Genomic DNA, 14,173 nt, shown 5'->3' with positions numbered 1-14,173 from the left:
CTCGGTTCACCATGGACAAGAAATCCGGGAGAGGCCGCGAAGTGGATGAACTGGAGATCGTCGACGCCGAAGTGGAGTCGCCCGGCGCCTGGCAGCAGCGCTCCATCGACCGACGCCTGAGTTCGGCCCGCGCCCGTGCCCTCGCGCGCAGCTCCCGGTTCCTGGCCACCGCATTGGAACTGGTGGAGGAGTCCGGTCGGGCGGATTTCACCATCCAGACCCTCATCGATCGATCCAACCTGAGCCTGCGCGCGTTCTATCAGCACTTCGCCGGCAAGGATGAACTCCTGCTCGCGCTCTATGAGAATGTCACCAGCCAGTTCACCGAGAGCATCCGCCATGAGGTCGCGGCGGCCGATGGGCCGATGGAACAGCTCGAAGCATTCTGCCGCGGCGTGCTGTCCCGCGCGGAGTCCTCGGAGACCGTGGGCGGACGCGTCATGACGATCTACAACCTGAGCCTCGAGATCGAGCGACCCGAGGACTTCGCCAAGGTGTGGGAGCCCCATCTGCGACTCCTGACGAAGATCCTCACCGCCTGTGCCCGCGCCGGTCTGGTCCGCAGGGATCTGACTCCCGCGCAGCTGACCACGCTGCTGAACACGACCCTCACCGCGCTCGCTCAGATCGGTGTCTTCCACCTCGGCGGCAAGGAGGCCAAGCTGACCGAGGATCAGCTGTGGGCCTGGTGCAGGCAGGCCGTCAGCCCGCCAGAGGGAAGTGGCTCCGCTAAACCCGCGAAGAAGGCAGCCCCACGTTCGACGGCGTCCCGCCGCACCAAGAAGCTGACGGGCTGAACCCGTTCGAAGCCCCGGTAACGCAGGTTCTCATCCCTGAGGGCTGATATTCTCGACGTCCAGTCGTCGGGTGGGTGTCGACCCACCTCCATCGGACAGGACGAGAGTGGACATCCGCTGCCATGTCGGGTCGGCCAGGCCAGCAGTCGTGCTGTACCCATCCGGCGCGGAAGTGACGTTCGCGCAACTGGATTCGGACGCCAATCGCCTCGCCCACCACCTGCGTAACGCCGGTCTGGTCCCAGGCGACGCGCTTGCGATCCTGATGGAGAACAACCAGCACATCCATGCCGTGATGTGGGCCGCACGTCGGTGCGGGTTGTATTACACCCCGATCAACACACACCTCACCACAGCCGAGATCGCCTACATCGTGGCGGACTGTGGTGCCAAAGCCATTGTGGCGTCGTCAGCGTTGCGCGAGATCTGCGCCGGCCTCGACGCCCAGTTGCCCGACGGCCTACCGGCCGTGGCGCTGATCGCCGATGACGAGCTCGAGGGCTGGCAGTCCTACCCCGGCTGCCTCGACGGTGCTCCGGCGGCGCCTTTCCCCACCGAGAGGGTCGGACAGCTGCTGCAGTACTCCGCGGGAAGCACGGGGCGGCCGAAGGGAATTCGCCGACCGCCGAACCCGGAGGGTGCCAGTGTTCCCCTCACCACCCCGGTCTTCGAGGCCCTCGGGGTGGGCAGCGACTCGGTGTATCTGAGCCCGGCACCCATCTATCACACGGCGCCGGCGATGTGGACGATGGCCGCCCAGTCCGTCGGCGCGACCACCGTGGTGATGGAACGGTTCGACGCCGAGGGCGCGCTGGACTGCATTCAGCGGTATGCCGTCACCCACGCACAGTTTGTTCCCACGATGTTCGTCCGGATGCTGCGCCTGCCCGAGGCCGCCAGAACCCGCTACGACCTGTCGAGTCTGCAGCGTGTGGTGCATGCGGCCGCGCCCTGCGCACCGGAGATCAAGAAGCAGATGATCGACTGGTGGGGCAGGATCATCGACGAGTACTACGGGTCCTCCGAGGGAGTCGGAGTGTCCTTCATCCGTGCCGAGGAATGGCTTGAGCATCCCGGATCCGTCGGGCGCCCCCTGCTGGGCACGCCCCATGTGCTCGACGAACACGGGACAGAACTGGCGCCCGGCGAGATCGGGGAGATCTACTTCGCGGGCGGCTACCGATTCGACTACCTCAACGACGCTGAGATGACCGCGGCCGCAACGTCAGAACAGGGTTGGGTCACCGTCGGGGACATCGGGTACGTCGACACAGACGGCTACCTCTTCCTCACCGATCGGCGCAACAACGTCATCATCTCCGGCGGGGTCAACATCTACCCGCAGGAGATCGAACATGTGCTGATCACACATCCCCTGGTCGTCGACGCGGCCGTGTTCGGGATGCCGGACTCCGACCTCGGACAGACGGTCACAGCCGTTGTCGAACTCGTCGACCCGGCGGCGGCGTCGACCGATGTGGCGGACGAACTCATGTCCTGGGTGCGGGATCGCCTGGCACACTACAAATGTCCCCGCTCGATCACCCTCGACCGCCTTCCGCGGACGGACGCCGGAAAGCTGTACAAGAACAGACTCATCGAACGCCACGTCGAGAACGGACGGCCCACATGATCCGTGACATCCGCGAGCTCACGTCCCAGCCTGCGGAGTATGCCGCCGAACTGCAGCGCAGGTGGGGCGGTCTGCTGAGCTACCGCTACATCGGCCGCAATCACGCCTCGATGAATCTCGGGCCCGCCGATGACACGGTGGCGATCAGGCGGGATATGCGCGACGGCGCGGGTGGACTGCTGTTGGCGGTGCTGGGAATCGCCTCGCCGGAGGGGGGCCTGATCACCGATCTCGAGGCGGTCCCCAATCCGGTGATCCATTCCTGCCAGATTCTGGACCCCGGGCTCGACGTGTCCCGGTTCGAAGTCATCACCGAGGACCTCAAACGTGGTCAGCGCATGGCCTACAGCCGGTCGCGCATCGTCGACGCCGATCGACCCGATCGCGTGCTGGCGTTCACGGAGGGGCAGGGCGTGAGCATCGGCGTTCCGCCCGACGGTCTGCAGAGGATGGCGGTCGAGCCCCTGGAGGTGCTGGACTCACCGGACCTGCCGCCGCTGTGGCAGGTCTTCGGTGGGCACCGGACCGCGACAGACGCGTGGATGCTGCCTGAGCTCAGTGCGGAGCTGGCCTCACCGGACGCCGCACTGCATGTGGGACCGCAGTTCGTCATGCTCGAGACCGCGGCGATATCTCGCGCCGCCGAGTTGGCCGGCACCCACGCCCTGAGCGGACGGTCGTCGCACGTCATGTTCCTGGCCCGGGGCAAGGTCGGACCGTTCCGCTTCGATTCGGAGGCCGTGGCCGGTGTCGGCGGCACCGTCGCGGCCCGCACACTCGTCCATGACGAGGGTGCGGGGGACAAGCTGATCACGGTGGCGACGCACACATTCGGTGTCGCCACCAGCTGACCGGTACTGCTGGCCGATGCGGCGGGCTCTGTGTGCGAGGATGCGCGGATGACCGAACGGCCCGCGCACTTCCACCAGGTCGACGGAGCATTCCTCCCGAACCGGTACGCCCACAGCCACTGGGGTGATGACCACCTGAACGGCCCGGCTGTGGTGGGCCTGACCGCTCGGACGCTGGAGAACCAGTTCGGCGCCGACGATCTGCACCCCGCACGGTTGACGGTCGACCTGCTGCGAGCCGCGCGCGGTGTCCCGACCCGGGTCAACACGCGCCTGGTGCGGGACGGCCGTCGTATCCGCAGCGCCGAGGCCGACGTCGTGCAGGGCGAAGTGACCGTCGCCCGCGCGACGCTGGTGTTCTACCGGCGATCCACTCCGCCGCCGGGGCAGCTGTGGACATCCGGCACCGTCTTCACCCCGCCGGTCGACTTCAACGCCGCCGACGACTCCACCGCGCCCTACACCGGCAGTGATGATGCCGGGTGGACACGCAAGGTCGGCGATCACCAGAACGCCTCACGGACAAGGTTTTTCGATCGCGGTATCGACGTGGTGGCGGGCGTGGAGAACAGCCCGTTCGTGCGCGCGACGATGATCGCCGAGCAGACCAGCCTCACCACACACCTCGGCTCGGCGGGCATCGGCTACATCAACGGTGACGTCACGGTCGCGCTGGCGCGCCTTCCTCGCGACAGCTGGATCGGCATCCAGGCCGACAGCCATTGGGCCGCCGACGGAATCTCGGTCGGATCCGCCACACTGTTCGACAGCGCCGGCGCATTCGGTACGGGACTCGTGACGGCCCTGGCCAATCCGGCCGCTCAGATCGACTTCGCTGCCGACAATTTCCAGGGCATGCGCATCTAGGAAACGCTCGGGTCAGCCCCACTCGTGGTTCATGGCGCGGGAGTCGACCTCCGCGTCTGGTGATTCGGCGCGCTTGGGCCGCGATCCGGACACCGCGATCAGCACAGTCGCCAACGCCGCCGTGCCGGCACCGGCGAAGAAGATCACCGTGAAACCGCTGTCCGCCGGCAACCCGGTGTCCGGCGACGCATGTCCCAGGAGCACCGCGACGACCGCCGCGGCGACCGCGCTGCCGACCGTGCGGCAGATCGCGTTGACGCCGGTCGCCACACCGGTCTCACCGGCTTCTGCCTCCGCGACCACCAGTGCGGGCAGCGCGCCGTAGGCCAGGCTGATGTAGGCGTTGATCCACACCCCGGCGAGGATCACCTGCCACGGCGCGACGTGCGCGAGTGCCATCACCACGAAACCGACCACGCCCGTGATCGCGCCGGTAACCAGCACCGGTCGCGCGCCGAACCGATCAATCATCCACCCACTGCCGGTGGCCGTCACGAAACCGGCGAACGCACCCGGCAACAGGAAGACGACGCTGGCGGTCAGAACTGTGGCCGAGAAGCCGTACCCGGTGATCTCGCGAGGCATCTGGACGAACTGAGTCAGGCCCAGGAAACCGAAGTACAGACCCATACCGACGAAGATCGTGGCCAGGTTCGTCAGGAGCATCGCGCGCCGGGTCAACATCCCCACCGACACCAGGGGATGGGGGCATCGCCGCTCCCAGGCCCACCAGCCAGCCAGCACCACGACTCCGGCGATCGCGCAGGCCAGCGTGGGCACCGAGAGCCAGCCCCACGAGTTGCCCTGGGTGATCGCGAGCAGTACGGCCGTCAGGCCCGCCGCCAGTCCCAGCGCACCCCACCAGTCGATCGTGCCGACCCGGACCCGGGCCCGCGACGGGACCATCACCACGACGATCACGATGACGAGCACCGAGAAGGCCGTGGTCAACCAGAACACGCGGTGATAGCCCGCGGCCCCGCTCATCAGCAGACCCGTGACGACCAGTCCCACCCCACCACCGAAACCCAGCGTGCCCGACAGCACGGCCAGTGCGCGCACCACCTGACCTTCGGGCAGTTCGTCGCGCAGGATCGCCACGCAGATGGGATAGAGCGAGAACGACACGCCCTGCAGGACGCGCGCCAGGATCAGCAGGGGCAACGATGTCGTCGCCGCGGCCAGCACCGACCCCACCAGCACGATGCCGAGTACGGCGAGCAGCACATGCTTCTTGTTGTGCAGGTCGGCGAACCGCCCGATCAGCGGGGTCGAGGCGGCCGCGGCCAGAAGATTCGCCGTGACGGCCCAACTGACCGCCAGTGAGGACACGCCCAGCTGCTGGGCGATCACGCCGAGCGCAGGCACCACGGCGGTCTGCAGCAGGGCCACCGTCAGGGCCACGACACTGAGGGAGACGATCAGGGGAGCGGTGCTGCTGCGCTCACCGGTCCTCGTCACGCCCTCGATTATGCGTGGCACCCGCATGGCCCATTTCGGGCGCCGTCGGCGCGTGGTCGAATGGGCATGTGCACACCGAACAGTCCAGCGCGTTGACGGCCGAGGCGTTCTCCGGGCATCGCCCCACAAGCTCGGGGGATCTGTCGATCGAGTCGCACGGCATCGCTCCTGTGCCGGAGGACCAGCGTTACGGCAGCCCGATGCGGATGTTCACGGTCTGGTTCGCGCCTCAGGTCACGATGACCGGGGTGTTCACCGGAACCCTGGCCATCGTGCTCGGCCTCGGCTTCTGGCTGGGATTGCTGGCCATGGCGATCGGCACGGTCCTCGGCTCCCTGGTGGTGGCGTACCTGTGCACCTGGGGTCCGCGCACCGGCACCGCCCAGCTGCCCAATTCGCGGATGGCGTTCGGCCCGGCGGTCGTGCTGCCCGCGGCGTTGCAGTGGCTGTCCTCGATCGCCTGGGACGGCCTGGTCGGTCTGTTCGGCGGGCAGGCACTGTCGCTGCTGCTCGGCATTCCGTTCTGGGTCGCGGTGCTGATCGTGCTCGCGCTGCAGGGCGTGGTCGGGTTCTTCGGGTATGAGGTGCTGCATCGCGTCCAGGCGGTCCTGACGGTGGTGCTGTTCGCGACATTCGTCATGCTGGCGGTCGAACTGGTGGCGGGGCATCCGGTCGTCACCCCGCCGACGGTGTCGGGCCCCGATCTGGTGGGCGCCTTCGTCCTGGAAGTGACCATCGCCTTCAGTCTCGCCATCTCATGGGCCAGCTACGCGTCGGACTTCAGCCGCTACCTGCCGGCGACGTCGTCCCCGCTGCGGGTGTTCGGCTTCAGCTTCGCCGGCATCGTGTCGGCCTACCTGTTCGTACAGGGCATCGGCATCGCCGGGGCCGACCTCCTCGCCGACCACACCGCCGACGGGGTCCGTACGGTGATGGGCACCGGAGTTCTGGGCATGATCGCGCTGGCCGCGATCGCGCTGGCCTCGGTGGGCTCGAGCGCGATGAACGACTACAGCGGATCGCTGGCGCTGCAGACACTCGGTGTCCGGGTCCGCAGACCGGTGTCGGCGGTGGTCGTCACGGTGCTGGCGTTCTCGCTCATCATGTGGCTGCACGCCAGCGACACCGCCACCCGATTCACCGATGTGCTTCTGCTGGTGGGCTATTGGATCCCGGCATTCGTCGCGATCGTGGTCATCGACTGGCGGCTCCGAATCGCTGGGCGACGCAGCCTGAACCCGGCGTTGGAGCAGACCACGGGACCGGACGCCGCCGCGGCGGTCGTGGTGTTCGTGCTGTCCTACCTCGCGGCGATCCCGTTCATGAACACCTCGCTGATCCAGGGGCCGATCGCCAAGGCGTGGCACGGTGCCGACATCGCCTACTTCGTCAACTTCGCCGTGGCGGCGCTGCTGTACGGCGGGTGGCGGTTCGCCCGCGGGCGCCGCACCGCACCGGAGTCAGGCCCGCGGCCCGCGGGGTGACGGCGGGCCGGGCTGCTGTCCCGCGGCGTCGCGGCGCCGCGCGGCCATCCCCGAGAGCGCCTCGAACACCACGCGGTGCGCGGCGTTGACGGTCAGTTCGGCGTGGTCGTAGGCCGGCGCGACCTCGACGACGTCGACCCCCACGACGTCGTGCTCCAGACACAGCTGCCGGACCATCCGCAAGAGGTCGACGCTCGCGATGCCGCCGGGCTCCGGAGTTCCCGTGCCCGGGGCGTGCGCGGGATCGAGCACGTCGATATCCACTGATACATAGAGCTTTTCGGCCTTGGCGAGGGCTTCGCTGACCGCGGTGCGCATGACCTCCTTGAACCCGCGCTCCCAGATCTCCTGCATGGTGTGCCACGTCATGCCCTGCTCGAGCATCCATTCGAAGGTGTCCTGCGGCGGCCAGTAACCCCGCAGACCCACCTGGACGAAGTGCGTTCCGGGCACGGCCCCGGATTCGATCAGCCGACGCATGGGCGTGCCGTGGCTGGCGAGGTTGCCCTCGATCTCATCCGCGGTGTCGGCGTGCGCATCGAAGTGCACGATGCCGACATTGCCGTATCCGTGCACGTCGGCGACCGCCGTTGCCGCAGGCCAGGTGATGGAGTGGTCGCCGCCCAGGATCACCGGCACGATTCCGCGGGAGGCGATGGTGTGCACCCGCTCCCGAATGTTGGCATGGGACACCTCGGTCTGACCGTGCGGACAGTACGCGTCACCGAAGTCCACCACCTCGAGCCAGTCGAAGATCTCCAGGCCGAGGTCGAGGTTGTAGGTGCCGGGTTCATAGGCCGTCGAGCGGATCGCACGCGGACCGAACCGTGCGCCGGGACGGTTGGTTGTCGCGATGTCGAAGGGGGCACCGACGATGGCGACGTCGGGTCGCCACTCGTCCAGCTGTTCGGGTTCGGTCAGAAACGGTCGCTGACCGAACGACACCATGCCCGAGTAGGCGATCTCAAGCTGCTCAAGCATTCCCGGCGGGAGTTCGCGGCGGGGATGATCGTGGTCGTGGCCCATGGACAGACCCTACGTCGGGCCTCGTCGTTACGTCCCAGGTAATTGCGGACAGCGTTGGCGCGGCGCACCGTTGGGGTATGGACAGCGCCGACACCACCCCCGTCATACCGGTTTGGCTGCGTTTCGTGCTGCAATCCGACCGGGCCGGATCGTCCTGGTACATCGGTGCCGGGTTCTTCTTCGCACCCCTGCTGGTGGTGCTGTCGCCGTGGCCGGTCCTGACCACCGCGGCATGGGTGTGCATCGGCCTGGCGGGCCTCTGGTTGGGCCTGCTGGGCATCGCGATGGCCACCGGGTTGGCGATCGTGCTGAAATCGGGTGGCGAGATCCCCGAGGATTACTGGCGCAGCATCCTCGACTATCCGACGGAAGGTGGGGCCGGTGAAGGTCGCGATCCTGGACGACTACCAGCGCGTGGCCCTGCAGTCGGCGGACTGGTCACCTGTGGCCGAGCGCGCTGAGATCGACGTCTTCTCCGATCACATCAGCGACGCCGATGAGCTTGTGCGTCGGCTGGAACCCTACGACGTGGTCATGGTCATGCGCGAGCGCACCCCGCTGCCAGCGGACGTCCTGCAGCGCCTGCCTCGGCTGAAGATGATCGCGTCCACGGGGCCGGTCAACGCCTCCATCGACACCGAGGCAGCGCAGCGACTCGGCATTCACATCGGCACGACCGGCGGATCGGTGTCCTCGACCGTGGAGCTGACCTGGGCCCTGATTCTGGCGGCGGCACGGAATCTGGTGCGGGAGAGCATGTCTGTGCGCGACGGGGGCTGGCAGACCTCGGTCGGGCAGGAACTCGAGGGCAAGGTGCTGGCGGTGCTGGGGGTCGGGCGCATCGGAAGCCGGGTCGCGCGCATCGGCGCGGCGTTCGGCATGCGCGTCATCGCATGGAGCCCGAATCTGACCAGGGCCACCGCCGAGGCCGTCGGCGTGGATGCGGTGGATCGGGACACGCTGTTCCGCACGGCCGACGTGCTGACCATCCATCTGCGGCTCAGCGAGCGGTCGCGCGGGCTCGTGGGTGCGGCCGAACTCGCCGCGATGAAACCGACGGCCCTGCTGGTCAACACCTCTCGCGGCCCGATCGTCGATGAGGACGCGCTGGTGTCGGCGCTGCGTGACGGGGGGATCGCCGGGGCCGGACTCGACGTGTTCGACGTCGAACCGCTGCCGCCGCAGCACCCACTGCGGACGCTGCCTGGTGTGGTGGCCACCCCGCACATCGGTTATGTGGCCGATCGGCCCTATGGGATCTTCTTCCGGGACGCCGTCGCGGCGATCACCGAATGGCTGCGGTCAGTCCAGTGACGGCAGCTTGTCCCGCAACCACTGTGGCCACGCCTGTTTCGAGTACGTGGCGGTGTCCACGCACACGTGCGTCATCCGGCACTCAGCCAACAGGTGGCCGTCCCTGGTGATCGCGAAATCGCTTCGCAGAGAGGTGGTTCCAGGAGGGTGCACGGTGGTGCGCACCTCCAGCCGGTCGTCGAACCGCGCCGGTGCCCGGAAGTCCAGTTCGGCACCGACCACCACGACGTCGACGCCCGCGGCCACCATCGACTCGTAGCCGCCGACAAGTTCGCTCAGCGCCTCGGTGTGGGCCATGTCGACCCAGGTGAGGTAGTGCGCGTTGAAGACCCGGTTCTGCATGTCGCATTCGACGTAGCGGACACGCAGCGGCATGGTGAATGTCGCGGTCGTCATCAGCGGACCGTACCGGAGTCCGAAAGGGTCGCCGTGGTGGCCTCGTCGGCGGGCAGGAACGCCTCGATGCTCAACTCGGCGACCGTGAGGTCGCGAGCCGTCCCGAACGTCGTCACTGTGTTCAGGAAGGTCAGTTCGCGGCCGTCGTCGGTCACGAGCCGAAGCGGCACCGCGACGCCGCCCCACTGGTCGTCGGCCCCGTCGCTGCCGGGATAGGCCTCGAGTTCGGCGAGCAGCGCCGTCAGCGGTTCACTCGGGACGGCGGCGGCCTCTCGGCGCAGGCGCTCAAGCAGGTGGTGACGCCACTGCGCGAGGTTGCGGATCCGCGGTGCCAGTCCATCGGGATGAAGTGCGATGCGCAGCGCATTCGGCGCCGCGAGCAGTTCGGGTGCGACGCCGTCGAGCAGCACCGCGGTCCCGGCGTTGGCCTGCACGATGTTCCATCCGCGGTCGACGACCAGGCAGGGGTATGGATCGTAGGCCGCGAGGACGCGTGCGATGCCGGCTCGCACCGGTGCGAGGTCGGGATCGTCGAGTCGCCGCTCGGTGAACTCCGGCGCCAGACCGGCGGCCAGAAGCAGGTGGTTCTGCTCACGCGGCGGCACCCCGAGCGTGGCGGCGAGGCGCAGCACCATCGCCCGGCTGGGCATCGATCGGCCGGTCTCGATGAAACTCACATGTCGGGGCGACACGTCAGCGCCGAGGGCGAGGTCGAGCTGACTCAGCCGGCGCCGTCGCCTCCACTGGCGAATCAGCGTCCCGAACGTCGCCGGCGCGCTCTGCAGGGTGCTCACCAGATCAGTGTCCCCTGAGTTTCGGCGCGGCTGACGGTCCTCGGCGGTGGGCATGAGACGGTAGGGAGACTATGAGCACGCACGACTACGTGACCTATGAACAGTGGGGACGTAACTTCTTCGCCGTCGCCGTCACCGAGGAGCGGGTCGCCGCCGCATTCGCCGCGATCGCCGGTGACGAGTTCGAGATGGGGCCGATGTCGCAGGGGCCGGGCGGACTCGCGCGCGTCAGCGCGAAGGTCAAGATCCGCGAACCGCACGCCACCAGGCACATCGGCGACACCATCACCTTCTCGATCCGTATCCCCCTGGAGATCGACCTGCTCGTGGACCTGCGTCTGGACAAGCAGCGGTTCACGGTCGACGGCGAGGTCGCGCTGCGCGCCACCGCTCGGGCCGCCGAGCCGCTGCTGCTCATCATCGACGTGGCCAAACCGCGCCCCTCGGACATCAGCGTGCACGTGTCCTCGAAGTCCATCCGGGGCGAGATCGTGCGGATCATCGGCGGTGTCGACGGCGAGATCCGCCGGTTCATCGCGGCGCACGTGGCGGATCAGATCGACGCGCCGGAATCGCAGCAGGCACAGGTCATCGACGTGGCCGAGCGGCTCGACGAAGCCTGGACCGGCGTTTAGCTGAGATCGTTTCCTCAGCTAACTGATCAGATAACGGTCTGATCGCCGACCGGCACCGTCTTGACACCGGTTGGCATCGTTTCGATAAACCCGCATTTTGACGAAAGGGCAAAACACCCCCGGCGGATACGTTTCGGCGGTAGTTCAACGCCGATGCCTGAGAGGCGGGGTATCCCATGTCAGAGACCGTACGACGTTCGGTCGTCACCGCGGTGGCGACCGGTGGCCTGTGTGGTGCCGTGTTGCTGTTCAGCTGGACGGCGTCGGCCAGGCCCATAGCGCCGGCGAGTCCGGGGGTGCCGTGCGTCAACATCCTGCAGCAAATGGCGTCCAACCCGGGCAGCGTCACGGAGTCGTTGCAGAGCGCGAGCACGTCTGTCACCGGAGGCACCCCGCCGGCGTCGGTGACGGTGCCCCCGGCGTCCACGAACGTGGTCACCAACATCCCGCCCGCCAGCGCATCCACGCCGCCGGCCGCGGTCGTCGACAACGCCTCGGCGGCGATTCCACCCGCATCCTCCTCAGGTGCGGTGCCGGCGGCCACCGATGTCGCCGCCGCGATTCCACCCACGTCGGGCTCGGGTGCAGTGCCGGCCGCGACCGATGTCGCCGGGGCGGTCCCGCCCGCGTCCGCTCGCGGCGGGGCACCCGTCGCCGGTGACGTGCCCGCGGCCATCCCGCCGGATCCGGCGGCCGCCGGAGTCGGTGCGGGTGAGGGGGGTGGCGCCGGTGTGGACGCCGCGCGCATCGACGAGAACTCCGGGCGCGCCGGTGCTGAGGGCGGCTCGGCAGGGGCTGGGCAGGGTGCCGGGCACGGCGGCGGCGAGGGTGGCCAGCCCGGTCCCGAATCCGGCGATGACGGCGCGCGGATCGATCAGAACGCCGGCGCCGCGATCGACCAGAACGCCGGCGCAGCGGCACCCGCCGCGGTCGACGCCCCACCGGCCGCGATCGACCAGAGCGCGGCGGCCGCTGTCCCCGCCGACATCCCCGCTCCGCCGGCGGCAGTGGTGGATGACGCCGCGGCGGCCGTGCCGGTCGATGTGGCGACCCCGCCCGCCGCGGTGATCGACGATTCCGCGGCGGTGGTTCCCGTGGAGGCCGCGACCCCGCCTGCGGCGGTGACCGACAACAGCGCGGCGGCCATCCCGCCCGCCGCGGTCGACACCCCGCCGGCGTCAGCGTCGGTGCCTGTCGACACGCCCGGTGCGAGCGTCGACGTGCCGCCGTCGGTGGTCTCCGACAGTTCGTCGACGAACGTTCCCGTCACCTCGGTGACACCGCCCAACTCGGTGGTGACCGACGTGGTACAGGCGGTGCCGCCGATCGGCACCCCCGGAACCCCGGGCACGCCAGGCTCTTTCATCCAGACGCCGGAGATCCCCGGCATCGAGATCCCGGGCATCTCGATTCCCGGGGCCAATGACTTCACGCCGCCGGTGCCGCCGGTCTCGACCCCTGGTTCGACGATCACCCACACCTCGGGCACGCCCCCGGCCTCGGTGGCGGTGCCTCCGGCCGGTGCGGACGTGTCGGTGCCCGTGGCGGCGCCGCCCGTCGACGTCGCCGTGCCGCCGGCCGTTGTTCAGGATGCGGTGGCGGTGCCTCCCGCGGTGGGCGGAACCCCGCCCGCAGTGGCGCAGGACGCCGTCGCGATTCCTCCCGCGGCCGGTGGCACGCCCCCCGGTGACGTTGTTCGGGACGTCGCAGCGGCGCTGCCTCCCGGTGGAGCTGACATCGTCGATGCCGCCCGGGGCGCGGGCGGTGCGGGGCTGCCGCCGGTCGGCGACGGGGGTTCCGGTGGTGAGGCCGGTGCTGCCGGTGCCGCACTGGATCAGGCGTCCGCCCGGGCCGCCGATCATGCGCGGGATCTGGCGCTGCAGAACCTGTTGATGCCTGCCCACGACGGGGCCGGCAATCCGCCGTACACCATCCCGGACTTCGAGATGTGGAAGCTGTCGGCGCAGTCGTCGCCGGAGGCCGTTGCGACGGCTTTCGGGCGTGACCTGCAGGCCGCCCAGCTGGCGTTGCCGATCGGATCGTATGGTGGCCCGTCACAGGGCATTCCGAACTCCGTCGCGACACCGTTGGCCATGATCTCGACCTACGGCGCCAACGGGGTCCCCGGCTCGGCCGGTGGTGCGCCCGGCGCGGCCACCAATGTCGTCGGTGGAGTTCCCGGTTCGCTCGGTGGTGTGCCGGGCGCGGCCACCAACGTCGTCGGGGGAGTTCCCGGTGGTTCGGCATCGGTGCCGGGTGCCGCTGGAACGATCGACAAGACCGCGGCACTGCCCGGCGCACTCGCGGCGATCCCGGGTGCCCAGACCGTCACGACGTCGGCCCTGCCGCCGTTCACCTCCGCACTGACCCCGGCGTTGGCGACGGGCGTGTCGGGCCTGGCGACACCGGGAATGAAGCTGCCCACGATCCCCGGCCTGCCGATCCCGATCCCGGGTCAGGTGGGGATGCCCGGTGACTTCATCTGCGCGGGCACCAACTGGTCGGCATCGGAGCAGGGTGGCGCCACGGGAGCCGGCGTCCCGCCCGCCACTCGGTTCAACGACTGATCAGCGCGGTTTGGCGAGGTCTCGACTGATCACCAGGCGCTGAATCTGGTTGGTGCCCTCGAAGATCTGCATGATCTTGGCTTCGCGCATGAACCGTTCCACGCGGTAGTCACGGGTGTAGCCGACACCCCCGAGCACCTGCACGGCGTCGGTGGTGACCTTCATGGCGGCGTGGGGGGGGGGGAGGTTTGCCCCCCCCCCCCCGCCGGGAATACGGCGGGCCGGGCCGGCGCCCGGGGGGGGGGGGGGGGGGTGGGGGGGGGGGGGGCCGCGCAGCCCCCCCCCCACGCAGGGGGGCGGACCCACCTCCCCCCCCCCCCCCCCGGCCCCCCGCCCGCGCCCCCCGGC

13 protein-coding genes and 1 pseudogene are annotated in these 14,173 nt (G+C 69.0%); 9 read left to right on the top strand and 5 right to left on the bottom strand.

The annotated features are described in order from the left end of the window. Positions 1-11: 11 nt before the first annotated feature. The 4 genes from A5727_RS15935 (at position 12) to A5727_RS15920 (ending at position 4,148) form a co-directional block, all read left to right on the top strand. On the top strand, positions 12-797 hold the full coding sequence (locus A5727_RS15935) for a TetR/AcrR family transcriptional regulator (protein ID WP_068251252.1): 786 nt from the start codon (positions 12-14) through the stop codon (positions 795-797). Between the two features lie 106 nt (positions 798-903). Further along, the gene (fadD4, locus tag A5727_RS15930) at positions 904-2,430 is read left to right on the top strand and encodes a fatty-acid--CoA ligase FadD4 (RefSeq protein ID WP_068251251.1); all 1,527 of its coding nucleotides are present in this window, start codon (positions 904-906) and stop codon (positions 2,428-2,430) included. Further along, positions 2,427-3,281 (top strand): hypothetical protein, encoded by an 855-nt coding sequence (locus tag A5727_RS15925; RefSeq protein WP_068251250.1) that lies wholly within the window; start codon positions 2,427-2,429, stop codon positions 3,279-3,281. The genes fadD4 and A5727_RS15925 overlap by 4 nt, the downstream gene beginning before the upstream one ends. 48 nt (positions 3,282-3,329) lie before the next feature. Beyond that, positions 3,330-4,148 (top strand): acyl-CoA thioesterase domain-containing protein, encoded by an 819-nt coding sequence (locus tag A5727_RS15920; protein WP_068251247.1) that lies wholly within the window; start codon positions 3,330-3,332, stop codon positions 4,146-4,148. 12 nt (positions 4,149-4,160) lie between these two features. Here the strand turns inward: A5727_RS15920 and A5727_RS15915 are convergent, their stop codons facing one another. Next, positions 4,161-5,609, bottom strand: a complete 1,449-nt coding sequence (locus tag A5727_RS15915; RefSeq protein ID WP_231992094.1) for an MFS transporter — start codon at positions 5,607-5,609, stop codon at positions 4,161-4,163. A 68-nt stretch (positions 5,610-5,677) separates the two neighbouring features. Between A5727_RS15915 and A5727_RS15910 the strand changes: the two genes are divergently transcribed. Then, positions 5,678-7,093: a purine-cytosine permease family protein gene (locus A5727_RS15910; RefSeq protein ID WP_197507676.1), complete on the top strand. Its 1,416-nt coding sequence runs from the start codon at positions 5,678-5,680 to the stop codon at positions 7,091-7,093. On the opposite strand, the gene speB is transcribed toward A5727_RS15910, so the two are convergent. Beyond that, a complete protein-coding gene (gene speB, locus A5727_RS15905; RefSeq protein WP_068251238.1) occupies positions 7,070-8,119 on the bottom strand; it encodes an agmatinase in 1,050 nt (349 codons plus the stop codon). The genes A5727_RS15910 and speB overlap by 24 nt on opposite strands. Before the next feature lie 77 nt (positions 8,120-8,196). Between speB and A5727_RS15900 the strand changes: the two genes are divergently transcribed. Beyond that, the gene (locus A5727_RS15900) at positions 8,197-8,580 is read left to right on the top strand and encodes a hypothetical protein (RefSeq protein ID WP_231992093.1); all 384 of its coding nucleotides are present in this window, start codon (positions 8,197-8,199) and stop codon (positions 8,578-8,580) included. Beyond that, entirely contained in the window at positions 8,501-9,433 is a 933-nt protein-coding gene (locus A5727_RS15895) for a D-2-hydroxyacid dehydrogenase family protein (protein ID WP_068251236.1), read from the top strand. The genes A5727_RS15900 and A5727_RS15895 overlap by 80 nt, the downstream gene beginning before the upstream one ends. Here A5727_RS15895 and A5727_RS15890 read toward each other — a convergent pair. Continuing rightward, positions 9,422-9,829 carry an acyl-CoA thioesterase gene (locus A5727_RS15890; RefSeq protein WP_068251233.1) on the bottom strand — a complete coding sequence of 136 codons (408 nt, stop codon included), beginning with the start codon at positions 9,827-9,829 and terminating at the stop codon, positions 9,422-9,424. The genes A5727_RS15895 and A5727_RS15890 overlap by 12 nt on opposite strands. Continuing rightward, a complete protein-coding gene (locus A5727_RS15885; RefSeq protein WP_068251339.1) occupies positions 9,829-10,623 on the bottom strand; it encodes a helix-turn-helix domain-containing protein in 795 nt (264 codons plus the stop codon). Before A5727_RS15885 ends, A5727_RS15890 begins: the two co-directional genes overlap by 1 nt. Positions 10,624-10,694: 71 nt before the next feature. On the opposite strand from A5727_RS15885, the gene A5727_RS15880 reads away from it, so the two are divergent. Further along, a complete protein-coding gene (locus tag A5727_RS15880) occupies positions 10,695-11,258 on the top strand; it encodes a hypothetical protein (RefSeq protein WP_068251230.1) in 564 nt (187 codons plus the stop codon). A gap of 323 nt (positions 11,259-11,581) precedes the next feature. Further along, on the top strand, positions 11,582-13,825 hold the full coding sequence (locus tag A5727_RS15875) for a RodZ family helix-turn-helix domain-containing protein (RefSeq protein WP_157521406.1): 2,244 nt from the start codon (positions 11,582-11,584) through the stop codon (positions 13,823-13,825). Here A5727_RS15875 and A5727_RS27045 read toward each other — a convergent pair. Beyond that, a pseudogene (locus A5727_RS27045) lies at positions 13,826-14,002 on the bottom strand (acyl-CoA dehydrogenase family protein); the annotation flags it as partial. Positions 14,003-14,173 lie beyond the last annotated feature (171 nt).

The sequence above is a fragment of the Mycobacterium sp. ACS4331 genome, assembly GCF_001667265.1.
Taxonomy (GTDB): Bacteria; Actinomycetota; Actinomycetes; order Mycobacteriales; family Mycobacteriaceae; genus Mycobacterium.
This window is presented reverse-complemented; position numbering and strand designations above follow the sequence as displayed.

Excerpts from the sequence above, each read along its gene's own strand:
- A5727_RS15920 (WP_068251247.1), top strand. The coding sequence starts at position 3,330 with ATGACCGAACGGCCCGCGCACTTCCACCAGGTCGACGGAGCATTCCTC.
- A5727_RS15935 (WP_068251252.1), top strand. The coding sequence starts at position 12 with ATGGACAAGAAATCCGGGAGAGGCCGCGAAGTGGATGAACTGGAGATC.
- A5727_RS15900 (WP_231992093.1), top strand. The coding sequence starts at position 8,197 with ATGGACAGCGCCGACACCACCCCCGTCATACCGGTTTGGCTGCGTTTC.
- A5727_RS15880 (WP_068251230.1), top strand. The coding sequence starts at position 10,695 with ATGAGCACGCACGACTACGTGACCTATGAACAGTGGGGACGTAACTTC.
- A5727_RS15925 (WP_068251250.1), top strand. The coding sequence starts at position 2,427 with ATGATCCGTGACATCCGCGAGCTCACGTCCCAGCCTGCGGAGTATGCC.
- A5727_RS15875 (WP_157521406.1), top strand. The coding sequence starts at position 11,582 with ATGGCGTCCAACCCGGGCAGCGTCACGGAGTCGTTGCAGAGCGCGAGC.
- speB (WP_068251238.1), bottom strand. The coding sequence starts at position 8,119 with ATGGGCCACGACCACGATCATCCCCGCCGCGAACTCCCGCCGGGAATG.
- A5727_RS15890 (WP_068251233.1), bottom strand. The coding sequence starts at position 9,829 with ATGACGACCGCGACATTCACCATGCCGCTGCGTGTCCGCTACGTCGAA.